General features: G+C 72.5%; 12 protein-coding genes. 11 read left to right on the top strand and 1 reads right to left on the bottom strand.

Going from position 1 to position 14425, the window contains the following annotated elements:
• The first annotated feature begins 249 nt into the window (after window positions 1–249).
• The 8 genes from arc to hisF all read left to right on the top strand — a co-directional run bounded on the left by arc (window position 250) and on the right by hisF (window position 8983).
• The gene (gene arc / locus H9652_RS09360) at window positions 250–1941 is read left to right on the top strand and encodes a proteasome ATPase (protein WP_191795991.1); all 1692 of its coding nucleotides are present in this window, start codon (window positions 250–252) and stop codon (window positions 1939–1941) included.
• Between the two features lie 192 nt (window positions 1942–2133).
• Window positions 2134–3774 (top strand): depupylase/deamidase Dop, encoded by a 1641-nt coding sequence (gene dop, locus H9652_RS09355; protein WP_225228007.1) that lies wholly within the window; start codon window positions 2134–2136, stop codon window positions 3772–3774.
• 134 nt (window positions 3775–3908) lie between these two features.
• Window positions 3909–4103, top strand: coding sequence for a ubiquitin-like protein Pup (locus H9652_RS09350; protein ID WP_191795990.1), 195 nt, complete (start codon window positions 3909–3911; stop codon window positions 4101–4103).
• Between the two features lie 19 nt (window positions 4104–4122).
• Window positions 4123–5103, top strand: a complete 981-nt coding sequence (prcB, locus tag H9652_RS09345; protein WP_225227993.1) for a proteasome subunit beta — start codon at window positions 4123–4125, stop codon at window positions 5101–5103.
• Window positions 5100–5840 carry a proteasome subunit alpha gene (gene prcA, locus H9652_RS09340; protein ID WP_191795989.1) on the top strand — a complete coding sequence of 247 codons (741 nt, stop codon included), beginning with the start codon at window positions 5100–5102 and terminating at the stop codon, window positions 5838–5840. Before prcB ends, prcA begins: the two co-directional genes overlap by 4 nt.
• A complete protein-coding gene (gene pafA, locus H9652_RS09335; RefSeq protein WP_191795988.1) occupies window positions 5830–7191 on the top strand; it encodes a Pup--protein ligase in 1362 nt (453 codons plus the stop codon). Before prcA ends, pafA begins: the two co-directional genes overlap by 11 nt.
• A 91-nt stretch (window positions 7192–7282) precedes the next feature.
• Window positions 7283–8209, top strand: a complete 927-nt coding sequence (locus H9652_RS09330; RefSeq protein WP_191795987.1) for an FKBP-type peptidyl-prolyl cis-trans isomerase — start codon at window positions 7283–7285, stop codon at window positions 8207–8209.
• A 3-nt stretch (window positions 8210–8212) separates the two neighbouring features.
• Window positions 8213–8983 carry an imidazole glycerol phosphate synthase subunit HisF gene (gene hisF / locus H9652_RS09325; RefSeq protein WP_191795986.1) on the top strand — a complete coding sequence of 257 codons (771 nt, stop codon included), beginning with the start codon at window positions 8213–8215 and terminating at the stop codon, window positions 8981–8983.
• 26 nt (window positions 8984–9009) lie between these two features.
• Here hisF and H9652_RS09320 read toward each other — a convergent pair whose 3' ends face one another.
• The gene (locus H9652_RS09320) at window positions 9010–9747 is read right to left on the bottom strand and encodes a TIGR03085 family metal-binding protein (RefSeq protein ID WP_191795985.1); all 738 of its coding nucleotides are present in this window, start codon (window positions 9745–9747) and stop codon (window positions 9010–9012) included.
• Between the two features lie 290 nt (window positions 9748–10037).
• Here H9652_RS09320 and H9652_RS09315 point away from each other — a divergent pair, with 290 nt between their 5' ends.
• From H9652_RS09315 to hisI, 3 genes are all read left to right on the top strand, one after another.
• On the top strand, window positions 10038–11963 hold the full coding sequence (locus H9652_RS09315) for an ABC transporter ATP-binding protein (RefSeq protein ID WP_191796052.1): 1926 nt from the start codon (window positions 10038–10040) through the stop codon (window positions 11961–11963).
• 146 nt (window positions 11964–12109) lie between these two features.
• Complete coding sequence (locus tag H9652_RS09310; RefSeq protein WP_191796051.1) at window positions 12110–13876, top strand: ABC transporter ATP-binding protein; 1767 nt, start codon at window positions 12110–12112, stop codon at window positions 13874–13876.
• Window positions 13877–14016: 140 nt separating this feature from the next.
• The gene (gene hisI, locus H9652_RS09305; RefSeq protein WP_318244074.1) at window positions 14017–14418 is read left to right on the top strand and encodes a phosphoribosyl-AMP cyclohydrolase; all 402 of its coding nucleotides are present in this window, start codon (window positions 14017–14019) and stop codon (window positions 14416–14418) included.
• Window positions 14419–14425: the final 7 nt, after the last annotated feature.

The following is a 14425-nucleotide window of genomic DNA, read 5'->3' as shown; positions in this document are numbered from 1 at the left end:
ACGCCGCGGACGGCGTCGACGAGCCGCTGGCGGACCCCGCGGCCACGGCCGAGGACACCCGGGACGTTTCGGGCGCCGTCGACAACGATTGAGGAACGGCCGTCTCAACCCGGGTGTTCTGGCAGCGCTCGCGAGAGACTTGTGCGTAAGGTCGTGCCTCGATCACCGGGTTGCCGGGGGTCGGTGACGCACCGGTGACGGGGTCGACCGCACGACCGCCTGACGGTGCCTGCGAGAGGGAGAAGCCGGATGACCGACACACCTGGACTGACACCTGGACAGACCCCGAGCCGTGACGCGGAGCGCCAGCAGGCGATCCTGTCCGCGAAGAACGAGCGGCTCGCCGAGGCCCTGCGGGCCGCGCGGGACCAGATCATCGACCTCAAGCGGCAGATCGACGAGCTCGCCAAGCCGCCGGGCACGTACGCGCTGTTCCTCGGTGCGCACCCCGACGGCACGGTCGACGTGTCCGCGGCGGGCCGCAAGATGCACGTCGGGGCGAGTCCGAGCCTGGACGTGTCGCGGTTGGCGCCGGGCCAGGAGGTCAAGCTCAACGAGGCCATGACGGTCGTGGCCGCGGGCGGGTACGAGCAGGTCGGCGAGCTCGTGACGGTCAAGGAGCTCCTGGGCTCCGACCGTGCGCTGGTCGTCGGGCGCTCCGACGAGGAGCGCGTCGTGCGCCTCGCGGGCTCGCTCGCCGACGCGCCTCTGCGCGTCGGGGACTCCCTGACGATCGACACGCGCAGCGGCTTCGTGTTCGAGATCGTGCCCAAGTCCGAGGTCGAGGAGCTCGTCCTCGAAGAGGTCCCCGACATCGACTACTCGGACATCGGTGGCCTGGGGCCGCAGATCGAGCAGATCCGTGACGCGGTCGAGCTGCCGTTCAGCCACCCGGACCTGTTCCGTGAGCACGGGCTGCGCCCGCCCAAGGGCGTCCTGCTGTACGGGCCCCCCGGGTGCGGCAAGACGCTCATCGCCAAGGCCGTCGCGAACTCGCTCGCGCACACCGTCGCCAAGGCGCGCGCCGCCGCGGGCGAGCTCGCGGGGGAGACGGTCGTCTCGGACCCCCAGGGCGCCAAGAGCTACTTCCTCAACGTCAAGGGGCCCGAGCTTCTCAACAAGTACGTCGGGGAGACCGAGCGACACATCCGGCTCATCTTCGCGCGCGCCCGGGAGAAGGCCTCGCAGGGCACCCCGGTCGTGGTGTTCTTCGACGAGATGGAGTCGCTGTTCCGCACGCGCGGCACGGGGCTGTCGTCCGACGTCGAGACGACGATCGTCCCGCAGCTCCTGAGCGAGATCGACGGCGTCGAACGCCTCGACAACGTCATCGTCATCGGCGCCTCCAACCGCGAGGACATGATCGACCCCGCGATCCTGCGGCCCGGGCGGCTCGACGTGAAGATCAAGATCGAGCGCCCCGACGCCGAGGGAGCCAAGGAGATCTTCGCGAAGTACCTGACCACGGACCTGCCGATCCACGCCGACGACCTGGCTGAGCACGGCGGGAGCCCGCAGGAGGCCCTCGACGCGATGATCACGAGCGTCGTCGAGCGCATGTACTCCGAGGAGGACGAGAACCAGTTCCTCGAGGTCACGTACGCGAGCGGCGACAAGGAGGTCCTGTACTTCAAGGACTTCAACTCGGGCGCCATGATCCAGAACGTCGTGGACCGCGCCAAGAAGTCCGCGATCAAGGACCTCCTGGCGACCGGTCAGCGCGGCATCCGGGTCGAGCACCTGCTCGCGGCGTGCGTCGACGAGTTCAAGGAGAACGAGGACCTGCCGAACACGACCAACCCCGACGACTGGGCGCGGATCTCCGGCAAGAAGGGCGAGCGCATCGTCTTCATCCGCACGATCGTCCAGAAGAAGGGCGACGGGGCGGGCGCGGTCGCGCGCACGATCGACACCGTGACCAACACGGGGCAGTACCTCTAGGCACCTGCAGGCACAGGGGCCGGCGCGAGGCGCCGCACCACACGACCAGGCCCGACGGCGCACCCCGCCGCCGGGCCTGGCTCGCGTCGGGGACGGGTCGGGCAGGTGCGTCGTGGCGGTCCTCTCCGTGGACAGCCCGCCCCGCCGTCACGGCCCCGGCATAGGGTGGTGCTCGTGACCGTGCGACGCGTGATGGGGATCGAGACCGAGTACGGCGTGCTGCAGCCCGGGCGGCCGCTCGCGAACCCGATGCTCATGTCGAGCCAGGTCGTGACGACCTACCGGGCGCTCGCGGCCCGTGCCGACGGCGCTCGCGGCAAGGCCCGGTGGGACTACGACGACGAGGACCCGTTGCAGGACGCCCGGGGGTTCCACCTCCAGCGCGCCTCGGCCCACCCCTCGCTGCTGACGGACGACCCGACCCGGCCTGCGCCGTCTGGCCCCGTGGCGCAGCGCCCCGGCGTGTCGACCTCCCTCCAGGAGGTCGCGCGCCCCACGCACGAGGAGTACGACGACCCGAGCGCCGCGAACGTCATCCTGACGAACGGTGCGCGGCTGTACGTCGACCACGCGCACCCGGAGTACTCGTCGCCCGAGGTCACGAACCCGGCCGACGCGGTCTGCTGGGACGTCGCGGGCGAGCGCATCATGCTCGCGGCCTCGCGCGAGCTGAGCGCCGTGCCGGGCTCGGAGGTCGTGCTCTACAAGAACAACGTCGACGGCAAGGGCGCCTCGTACGGCACGCACGAGAACTACCTCGTCGAGCGCGACGTCCCGTTCGCGACGATCGTCGAGCTGCTCACCCCGTTCCTCGTCACTCGCCAGGTCTTCACGGGTTCGGGCCGCGTGGGCCTCGGCGCCGTGGGGCAGGAGCCAGGCTTCCAGCTCTCGCAGCGCGCGGACTACATGGAGGCCGAGGTCGGCCTCGAGACGACGCTGCGCCGCCCCATCGTCAACACGCGCGACGAGCCGCACGCCGACCGTCAGCGCTGGCGGCGCCTGCACCTGATCATCGGGGACGCGAACCTGTTCGAGGTCGCGACCTACCTCAAGCTCGGCACCACCTCGCTCGTCCTCTTCGTGATCGAGCAGCTCGACGCGCTCGCGTCGGTCGAGGCGGCGACCGGGGTCTCGCTGCGCGCCGAGCTCGCGGCCCTGCGCCTGCACGACCCCGTGACGGACGTGCAGAGGGTCAGCCGCGACCTCGACCTGACCGCGCCGCTCCTGCTCGCCGACGGGCGCCGGCTCACGGCCCTCGACGTCCAGCGCGTGTATGCCGACGTGGCGCGCCGTGCGGCCGAGCACCTGGGCACGCTCGACGACGAGACCCGGTCGGTCCTGGACCGCTGGGACTCGGTCCTCGAACGGCTCGGGACGGACCCCTCCTCGTGCGCCAAGGAGGTCGAGTGGGTCGCGAAGCTGCGGCTCCTGGACAGGCTGCGGCAGCGCGACCACCTCGACTGGGACCACCCGCGCCTGGCCGCGATGGACCTCCAGTGGTCGGACGTGCGCCCCGAGCGCAGCATCTACCACCGGCTGCTCGCCGCGGGCGCGGCCGAGCGCGTCGTCGACGAGCGCGCGGTCTCCCAGGCCGTGCACCACGCGCCGGAGGACACGCGCGCGTACTTCCGGGGCGAGGTCATGGCCCGGTTCGGCGACCAGGTCTCGGCCGCGAGCTGGGACTCGGTGATCTTCGACGTCGTGGGCGCCCCGTCGCTGCAGCGCGTGCCCATGCTCGACCCGCTGCGCGGCACCCGGGCCCACATCGGCGCGCTCCTCGACGCGAGCACGGACGCGGGGGCGCTCCTCGCAGGCCTCTCGGGCAGCCGATGACGGACCCCGCCGCGCGCTCGCGGCTCGTCGCACCTCGCGATCGGCACGCAAGAGCCTAGGCTTCAAGAAGACGCGGGCCTCGCGCAGGGCCGCCCACGGACCAGCAGGACAGCACGCACACCCAGGAGGCGAAGATGGCCCAGGAACGCACCAGCGCATCGCACGAGGACCGGCGTCCCGACGACGACGCGGCCACCCCCGCGCCCGTCGCACCGCAGGCCCAGGACCGGGACGCCGAGGTCGACTCGCTCCTGGAGGAGATCGACGAGGTGCTCGAGTCCAACGCCGAGTCGTTCGTCCGAGGGTTCGTCCAGAAGGGCGGCGAGTAGCCGGACCGGCCAGGAGCTGATGACCATGGACTTCTCCGGGCGTCTGCCGCACGCCTTCACCACGCCGGGCTCGTCCTCCTTCGTGGAGTTCCTCGCGAGCCACGCCCCTGACCTCCTGCCCTCTGCGAAGGCCGTCGCGGGTCCCTCCGCCGCAGCCGGCCACGGCGCTGCGGGCGCGCAGCTCGCCCCGCACGCCACGACGATCGTCGCGCTGACCTTCGGGGACCCCGGGTCCCTGGGGGCCGGGGTCGTCATGGCGGGGGACCGGCGCGCCACGATGGGGTCGATGATCGCCAACCGCGAGATCGAAAAGGTCTTCCCGGCCGACGAGTTCTCCGCGGTGGGCATCGCGGGGACCGCGGGCATCGCGGTCGAGCTCGTGCGCCTCTTCCAGCTCGAGCTCGAGCACTACGAGAAGATCGAGGGCGCGCTCCTGTCGCTCGACGGCAAGGCCAACCGGCTCTCGACCATGATCCGGGCGAACCTCGGCCTGGCCATGCAGGGCCTGGCGGTCGTGCCGCTGTTCGCGGGCTACGACCTGGACCGTGGGCTGGGGCGCATCTTCTCCTACGACGTCACGGGCGGACGCTACGAGGAGCGCGACCACCACAGCGTGGGGTCGGGCTCGGTCTTCGCGCGCGGGTCGCTCAAGAAGCGCTGGCACCCGGGGCTCGAACCCGCCGACGCGGTCCACGTGGCCGTCGAGGCGCTGTACGACGCGGCGGACGACGACTCGGCAACGGGCGGCCCGGACGCGGTCCGTCAGATCTGGCCCGTGGTGGTCACCGTGACCGCCGAGGGGTACCGCCGAGTCCCTGACGACGAGCTCGCGGCGGTCGCGGCGCAGATCGTCGCGGAGCGCACCGAGCAGGCCGACGGGAACCGTGCGGCGCGCGTGCGCATCGCACGCCCGACGGCGGGGCTCGCCCCGGAGCCGCCGGGGCTCCCGGCCGACCAGCCGGACCCGACCGACCAGAACGAGGGAGGTGACGCACGATGAGCATGCCGTTCTACGTCTCGCCCGAGCAGCTCATGAAGGACCGGGCCGACTTCGCGCGCAAGGGCATCGGCCGGGGTCGCTCGGTCGTCGTGCTCGCCTACGACGAGGGCATCGCGTTCGCGACGCACAACCCGTCCCGGTCGCTGCACAAGATCTCCGAGATCTACGACCGCATCGCGTTCGCGGCGGTCGGCAAGTACAACGAGTTCGAGAACCTGCGCGTCGCGGGCGTGCGGTACGCGGACCTGCGCGGCTACTCGTACGACCGGTCCGACGTGAACGCGCGCGGGCTGGCGAACGCGTACGCGCAGACGCTCGGCACGGTCTTCACGACCGAGTCCAAGCCGCTCGAGGTCGAGCTCGTCGTGGCCGAGGTCGGGTCGAGCCCGTCCCAGGACCAGATCTACCGCCTGTCCTACGACGGGTCGGTCGCGGACGAGTCGGGCTTCGTCGTCATGGGCGGGCAGGCCGAGCAGCTCGGCCGGGACCTGGGCGAGGCCTGGCACCCCGGCATGACGCTCCCCGAGGTGCTGCGTCTCGCGGTCGCGACGCTCGGCGGCGCGGGCGCCCACGACGCCCGGGACGCGCTCGAAGGGGCGGAAGCGATCCCCCCCAGCCAGCTCGAGGTCGCGGTCCTCGACCGCACCCGTCCTCGGCGCGCCTTCCGCCGCCTGACCGGCGCGGTGCTGGCCGGGCTGCTCGAGGAGACACCCGAGGAGGCTCCGGATGGACCGTAGGATCTTCGGTCTCGAGACCGAGTACGGCGTGACCTGCGCCTCGGACGACGGCCGCGGCCTGTCCGCGGACGAGGTCGCGCGCTACCTGTTCCGCAAGGTCGTGGCCTGGGGGCGCTCGTCGAACGTGTTCCTTCGCAACGGCTCGCGCCTCTACCTCGACGTCGGGTCGCACCCCGAGTACGCGACGGCCGAGTGCGACGACGTCCGCCAGCTCGTGGCGTACGACCGCGGCGGCGAGCGAATCCTGGAGGGCCTCGTGGCCGACGCCCAGGAGAGGCTCGAGCACGAGGGGCTGCCTGGACGCATCCACCTGTTCAAGAACAACACCGACTCGGCGGGCAACTCCTACGGCTGCCACGAGAACTATCTCGTGCGCCGTCAGGGTGACTTCTCGCGCCTCTCGGACGTCCTGGTGCCGTTCCTCATCACGCGCCAGGTGCTCACGGGGGCCGGGAAGATCCTCGCGACACCGCGCGGTGCGATCTACGCCCTGTCGCAGCGCGCGGACCACATCTGGGAGGCCGTCTCGAGCGCGACCACGCGCTCGCGCCCCATCATCAACACGCGCGACGAGCCGCACGCCGACGCCGAGTCCTACCGGCGCCTGCACGTCATCGTCGGTGACTCGTCGATGGCGGAGACCACGACGATGCTCAAGGTCGGGGCGACCGACCTGATCCTGCGCATGATCGAGGCGGGGGTCCCGATGCGGGACATGGCCCTCGAGAACCCGATCCGGGCCATCCGCGAGATCAGCCACGACATGACCGGCAAGCATCCCGTGCAGATGGCGAACGGGCGCACCGTGACGGCCGTGGACCTGCAGGGCGAGTACCTGCAGCGGGTCAAGGAGTTCGTCGACGCGAACGAGACCCCCACGCCCGTCGTGAAGCAGGTCCTGGACCTGTGGGAGCGCGGGCTGCGTGCCCTGGAGACCGACGACTTGTCGCTCGTCGACCGTGAGCTCGACTGGGTCATCAAGCTCAAGATCCTGCGCCGCTACCAGGAGAAGCACGGCCTCGAGCTCGACGACCCCCGCATCGCCCGCCTGGACCTGGCGTACCACGACATCTCGCGGACCGACGGGCTGTACAACATGCTCGCGGCGCGCGGCATGGTCGAGCGCATCACCACGGACCTCGAGGTCTTCGAGTCGACGGCGATCCCGCCGCAGACCACCCGGGCCAAGCTGCGCGGGGACTTCGTGCGCAAGGCGCAGGAGGCCCGGCGGGACTACACGGTCGACTGGGTGCACCTCAAGCTGAACGACCAGGCCCAGCGGACCGTGCTGTGCAAGGACCCGTTCCAGAACGTCGACGAGAGGGTCGAGCGGCTCATCGAGTCCATGTGACGTCGGCCCGCAGTCCGGACACGAGCAGGGACGGGGCGCCGCCACCGCTAGGGTGGTGGCACCCCGTTCCCTGCTCGTCCCGAGGAGCTTCGTGCGCCGTCAGCACCACTGGTCGTCCGTCGTCGTCGTACTGGCGCTCGTGCTGACCACCACGGCCTGCTCGGAGCTGCCGGAGCGCGAGGACGCGTCCGCGAACTCCGAGGTCACGGTCTCGGGGAAGATCGGGGACCCGCCCGTCGTCGAGTTCCAGCAGCCCCTGAGCGTCCCGGACGAGCGTGGCGAGGTCCTCGTGCCCGGAACAGGCGCGGAGCTGGTCGAGGGGCAGGACGTGCTCGTCAACATGTACGCGCTCGACGGGCGGGACGGCACGGTGCTGCAGAACACGTACACCGACGCCCCCACGTCGCTCGCCCTGACGGACGCCGAGGCGGGGTCGGAGATCGTCGACCTCCTGGCCGGGCAGCGGGTCGGGGCGCGCGTGCTGTACCTCGAGGAGGCGAACGACGTCCCGCTGGTCCTGGTCATCGACGTGCTGCCCACGCGCGCGTCGGGGGCCGAGATCCCACCGGTCGAGGGGTTGCCCACGGTGGCGCTCGACGACGACGGGGCTCCCACGGTGACGATCCCCGCCGACACCGCCCCTCCGGGGGACCTGGTGGTCCAGCCGCTCGTCCGCGGCGCCGGGGTCCAGGTCGAGGCCGGGCAGGTCGTCACGGTCCGCTTCACGGGGGTCGCGTGGTCGTCGGGCGAGATCGTGGACTCGAACTGGCCCGAGGGCACCAAGCCGGCGTCGACCATGATCGGGATCGGGCAGATCATCGAGGGGTGGGAGCGGGGCCTCCTGGAGCAGAGCGTCGGCAGCCAGGTGCTGCTCGTCGTCCCGCCCGCCCTGGCCTACGCGGGCACGGGGCGGCCGTACGCGGACGAGACGCTCGTGTACGTGGTGGACATCCTGGACGCGCACTTCCCGGTGGTCGACGAGACACCGGGCCTAGAAGGTCAGACGGAAGGTCAGTAGCTCATGTCGGTCACGGTCCGTGTCATCCCCTGCCTGGACGTCGACGCGGGGCGCGTCGTCAAGGGCGTCAACTTCGAGAACCTGCGCGACGCGGGTGACCCCGTCGAGCTCGCGGCGCGCTACGACGCCGAGGGGGCGGACGAGATCACGTTCCTCGACGTCTCGGCCTCCTCGGGCAACCGCGAGACCACGTACGACGTGGTCCGCCGGACGGCGGAGCAGGTCTTCGTACCGCTCACGGTCGGTGGCGGGGTGCGCACGCCCGACGACGTCGACAAGCTGCTGCGCGCGGGGGCGGACAAGGTCGGGGTCAACACGGCGGCGATCGCTCGCCCCGAGCTCGTCGCGGAGATCGCCGACCGGTTCGGCAGCCAGGTCCTGGTGCTCTCGGTCGACGCGCGACGCGTGAGCGGTGAGGTGCGGACGCCGTCGGGCTTCGAGGTGACGACGCACGGCGGTCGCCGGGGGACCGGGATCGACGCGGTCGAGTGGGCCGTGCGCGCCGCGGAGCTGGGCGCGGGCGAGATCCTGCTGAACTCGATGGACGCCGACGGCACGACGGGTGGGTTCGACCTGGAGATGTTCGCCGCGGTGCGCTCCGAGGTGAAGGTCCCGCTCATCGCGAGCGGGGGAGCGGGCACCCCCGAGCACTTCGCCCAGGCCGCGCAGGCCGGCGCGGACGCCGTGCTGGCCGCGAGCGTGTTCCACTTCCGGACGCTGACGATCGGCGACGTCAAGGAGCACATGCGCGAGGCCGGCCTGCTCGTCCGCTGAGTGCGTGCCCGACGACGACGCGCGCCTCAGCGCGGTCCGGGCACCACGGCGTCGAGCGCTTCGACGTCGGCCGCGTCGCCCTGGACCGTGACCCCGGCGTGGCGCCCGCGACCGAACGCGTGGAGCACGAGCTCGCCCACCTGACCCGTGACGACGACCGTGCCGGCGAGGCGTCCGTCATCGGACGGACGCTGCGGCGGTGACTTGACCGCCAGACGCTGCCCGCCGGGGACGACCAGCACGACGCTCACGGGGGAACGGCGGAAGAACAGCGGGGCGGCGCGGCGGAGCTGCGCCCAGAGCGCGTCCCGCAGGCCGGGCGGCAGGTCGCGGGCGCGCCCGTCCGAGGGGTTCGTGCCCCCGGTGCCGCCGTCCGTGCCGGTCTCTTCCGGCCCCGCCTCCCACGTGCCGCGCCGCGCGTCCTCGGTGTGTACGAAGTACTCGGCGAGGTTGACGAGGTCCCCGGCCCAGGACCACGGGCTCCACGCGGCGGGAGGCTGCTCGACGCGGGCCAGGAGCGCGGCGTAGCCTCCGGGCTCGAGCGCGGTCGCCGCGAGCTCCTGGAGGTGGCCCTCGGACCAGCGGTGCAGCGGCCCGCCGTTGGCGCCGGCCTGCGTCCACGGCTGGCGCTCGCGCAGGATCACGTGCGCCGCGAGGTGCCGGGTGCGCCACCCCTCGCAGAGGGTCGGGGCGTCGGGGCCGGCCTGGGTGAGGGCGTGGACGAGGGCGGCGCGCTCGTGGGCGTGCCAGGCGGTGGGCTGCATCGGGCCATGCTCGCACGAGCACGCCATGTCCCGTGTGAGAAGATCGTGACAACCCCCACGAAAGACGAGGATCGTCCGTGTCCGCGCGACGGAGCACCCCCACGAACACCCCGCCCCGGACCCAGGACGCGCGCCCCGGCGCTGCGCCCGGCCGGTCGGAGTCCACCCACCCGCACCCCGACGCACCCGCAGGGTCCACCGGACGGACAGTGCCGCCCGCGCCCTCGTCGTCGGCGACGACACGGCGCCACGCCCTGACCGGTTCGCGCACGCGACGCTCGCTCCAGCTCATGGGGCGCGGCATGCGTTCCGAGTGGCGCGTCTACATCTTCGCGATCGGGGCCTCCGCGCTGTTCGGCGCGACGACCGTGGGCATCAGCCTCGCGGTCGGGCGGGTCACGGACGAGGTCGTCGTCCCTGCGCTCGCGGGGGACGCCGACGCCCGGGGCGACCTGTGGATCGCTGGGCTCGTGCTGGTGGGCATCGCGGTGACGCTCGCGCTGACCGTCGCTGGTCGGCGCATCTTCGCGGGCTACGGCTACGCGAACATCCAGGCCCGGCACCGCACGGCCGTCACGCACCAGTACCTGCGCCTGCCCATGTCGTGGCACCGCGCCCATCCGGCGGGCCAGCTCCTGTCGAACGCCAACTCCGACGTCGAGGCCGCGACGGGGGTCTTCAACCCGCTGCCCTTCGCGCTGGGCGTGGTCGTGATGATCGGCGTGTCCGCGGTCATGCTGTTCCGCATCGACGTGTGGCTCGCGTGCGCCGCGCTGATCGTCATCCCGGTCGCGGTCGCGGTCAACGTCGTCTTCCAGAAGTACATGTCGCCCGCGATCACACACGCTCAGCAGCTGCGGGCCGAGGTCTCGGACGTCGCGCACGAGAGCTTCGAGGCCGCGCTCCTGGTCAAGTCGCTCGGCACCGAGGCGCGTGAGGAGCGCCGCTTCGCGGCCCGCACCGACGAGCTGCGCGCGGCCAACGTGCGCGTCGGGATCGTCCGCGCGTACTTCGACCCGGTGATCGAGCTGCTGCCCTCGCTGGGCACGCTCCTGGTCCTCGGGGTCGGGGCGGCCCGGGTCTCGGCGGGGGCGGTCGACACGGGCGAGATCGTGACGGCGGCGTACCTGCTGACGATCATGGCGGTCCCCGTCCGTGCGTTCGGGTGGGTCCTGGGCGAGCTGCCGCGTGCGCTCGTGGGCTACGAGCGCATCGCGAGCGTGCTCGACGCCCCGGGCATCCCGGTCGCGGGCGAGCAGCGGCTGCCCGTGACGTCGCGGGGTGCGCAGGTGCGCTTCGAGGACGTTGGCGTCGACGTCCGCGCGGGTGGTCGCGACGTGACCCTGCTCGACGGCATCGAGCTCGACCTGGCCCCCGGGCGGACCGTCGCGGTCGTCGGCCCCACGGGTGCGGGCAAGACCACGCTCGTGTCCCTGCTCTCGCGCCTGTCGGACCCGACGCGGGGCCGTGTCCTGATCGACGGCGTCGACGTGCGCGACGCGCTCGCGTCCGACCTCACGGGTCAGGTCGCGCTCGTCGGGCAGTCCACGTTCATCTTCGAGGACACGGTCCGTTCCAACGTGACGCTCGCGGACGAGGGCGTCGGCCCGACCGACGAGCAGGTGTGGGACGCGCTGCGCCTGGCGAAGGTCGACGACGTCGTCTCCCGTCTGCCCGGCGGCCTCGACTCGCCGCTGGGCGAGCGCGGCTCGAACCTGTCGGGCGGGCAGCGGCAGCGGCTCGCGATCGCGCGTGCCCTGGTGCGCTCCCCACGCCTGCTGGTCCTCGACGACGCCACCTCCGCCGTCGACCCGCGCGTGGAGCAGCAGATCCTGGCGGGGCTGCGCGGCGAGGGCCCCACGGCCGCGGCAGGCGCACGCCCGACGGCGGAGCACCCCACGGTCGTCATGGTCGCCTACCGCATGTCGAGCGTCGCGCTCGCGGACCAGGTGGTCCACGTCGAGTCCGGGCGGGTGGTCGACGTCGGGACGCACGAGGAGCTGCTGGCCCGCGATCTCGGCTACCGCGAGCTCGCGACCGCGTACCAGCGCGAGGCCGAGCGTCGCGCGGAGGCCGACGAGCTCGACGGCGCCCTGCCGGACGGGCACGAGGAGCACGACCAGGACGACGAGCAGCGCGAGGAGATCGAGCGCTGCGAGCAGGAGGAGACCGACGAGATCGTGCGTCATGCCGAGGAAGAGACGGTGACCGAGTGAGCACCACGACCGCCACCCCGCCCCGCGAGCGTCGTCGTCGCGGCCGCGCCGCGAAGCCCGAGGTCGTCGTCGAGGACGCGACGGGCGCCCGCATCGCCTCGGCGAGCGCGCTGGGGGTCTTCGCGACCCTGCGCAAGGGCGTCCAGATGTCGCCGGAGATCCTCCAGGGCGTGTGGATCACGCTGCTCCTGGCCGTCGCGGCCGCCCTGGGGCGCATCGTCGTCCCGATCGCGGTCCAGCAGACGGTCGACACCGGCATCATGGCGCCGGGAGGCCCCGACACGAGCCGCGTGACGCTGCTCGTGGGGGCTGCGGCCCGCGTCCTGGTGGTCGCGGGCCTGTGCTCGGCGCTCGTCAACGTGCGCCTCTTCCGCTCGACCGAGGCCGGGCTCGCGAGCCTGCGCGTGCGCGCGTTCCGGCACGTGCACGACCTGTCGGTCCTCACGCAGAGCACCGAGCGTCGCGGCGCCCTGGTCTCGCGCGTCACGAGCGACGTCGACACCATCTCCCTGTTCGTCCAGTGGGGCGGCATCATGCTGCTCGTCTCGGTGCTGCAGATCGGTGCCGCGACGATCCTCATGGCGTTCTACTCGTGGCAGCTCACGCTGCTCGTGTGGGCGTGCTTCGTGCCGCTCTTCCTGATCCTGCGCCCCGCGCAGAAGCACGTGAACGCGGCGTACACCGCGCTGCGCGAACGGGTCGGCGCGATGCTCGGCGCCATCTCGGAGTCCGTCGTGGGCGCCGAGACGATCCGCGCCTACGGCGTGGGGGAGCGCACGGGACGCCGGATCGACGCGGCCGTCGAGAGCACGCGCACGGGCATGGTCCGGGCGCAGAAGCTCGTCTCGACCGTCTTCTCCAGCGGCGTGCTCGTCGCGAACCTGGTCCTCGCGGCGGTCGTGGTCGTGGGCACCCTGCTCGGCATCGACGGGACGATCACGGCCGGCAAGCTCCTCGCGTTCCTGTTCCTCGTGCAGCTCTTCACAGGGCCGGTGCAGATGGCGACCGAGATCCTCAACGAGCTGCAGAACGCCGTCGCGGGCTGGCGTCGTGTGCTCGCGGTCGTCGAGACCCCGATCCAGGTCGTCGACAAGGGCGAGCAGGGCGTGCGCTCGCCGCGCGGGCCCGCCCACGTGACGCTCGAGGACGTCCGCTTCGCCTACCCGGACGGCCCGGAGGTGCTCCACGGCGTGGACCTCGACTTCCCGGCCCGCACCTCGGTCGCGGTCGTCGGCGCCACGGGCTCGGGCAAGACGACGATCGCCAAGCTCGTGACACGGCTCATGGACCCGACGTCGGGCGCGGTCCGGCTCGACGGCGTGGACCTGCGCGACCTGTCGGCCGCGAGCCTGCGCGAGCGCGTGGTCCTCGTGCCGCAGGAGGGCTTCCTGTTCGACGGCACGCTCGCCGAGAACATCGCGTACGGCGTGCGGGACGTGTCGGAGCAGGGAGGTCCTCGGACGGGGGAGACCGCCGCGCAGGCCGCCGCCCGGCACGCCGGGCGCATCGACGCCGCGGTCGCCGAGCTCGGCCTGACCGACTGGGTCGCGGACCTGCCGCACGGGCTGGGCTCCGCCGTCGGGCAGCGTGGCGAGGCGCTGTCCGCGGGCGAGCGGCAGCTCGTCGCGATCACGCGCGCGTACCTCGCCGAGGCCGACCTCCTGGTGCTGGACGAGGCGACGTCGGCGGTCGACCCCGCGACCGAGGTCCGCATCGCGCGGGCCCTGGACTCGCTCACGGCGGGCCGCAGCACCATCACGATCGCGCACCGGCTCTCGACCGCGGAGGCCGCGGACCTCGTGGTCGTGGTCGACGCGGGGCACGTGGTCGAGGTCGGCCCGCACGCCGAGCTCGCGGCCGCGGGAGGCGTCTACGCCTCGATGCACGCGTCGTGGGTCGCGCAGACGCGATGAGCGAGGTCGGCGGGCGGGCCGAGGCGCGGACCACGGACGAGGGGAGCCCGGGGATCTGGCAGGATTCTCGGGTGCCCCAGAACGCAGCCCCGTCCGCCGACCAGCCCGTCCCTGCGGACAAGACCTCCGACGGGACCTCGATCGCGGCTCCCGCCGAGCTGCCCGCGACCCTCGCCGCCCGCCTCAAGCGCGACGCCGACGGCCTCGTCGCCGCGATCGTCCAGCAGCACGACACCGGTGAGGTGCTCATGCTCGGCTGGATGGACGACGAGGCGCTGCGCCGCACGCTGACGACCGGCCGGGTCACGTTCTGGTCGCGCTCACGGCAGGAGTACTGGCGCAAGGGCGACACGTCGGGCCACGCGCAGTGGGTACAGTCCGTCGCGATCGACTGCGACGGCGACGCCCTGCTCGTCCGCGCCGACCAGGTGGGTGCGGCCTGCCACACCGGTGCCCGGACCTGCTTCGAGGCGGGTGGAGACCTGGGCGCCGTCGTCGGGAACCGCCCCGAGACCGAGACCTCCGAGGAGAAGACGCAGTGACCGGACC

It is taken from the genome of Oerskovia rustica, assembly GCF_014836555.1.
GTDB lineage: Bacteria > Actinomycetota > Actinomycetes > Actinomycetales > Cellulomonadaceae > Oerskovia > Oerskovia rustica.
This window is presented reverse-complemented; position numbering and strand designations above follow the sequence as displayed.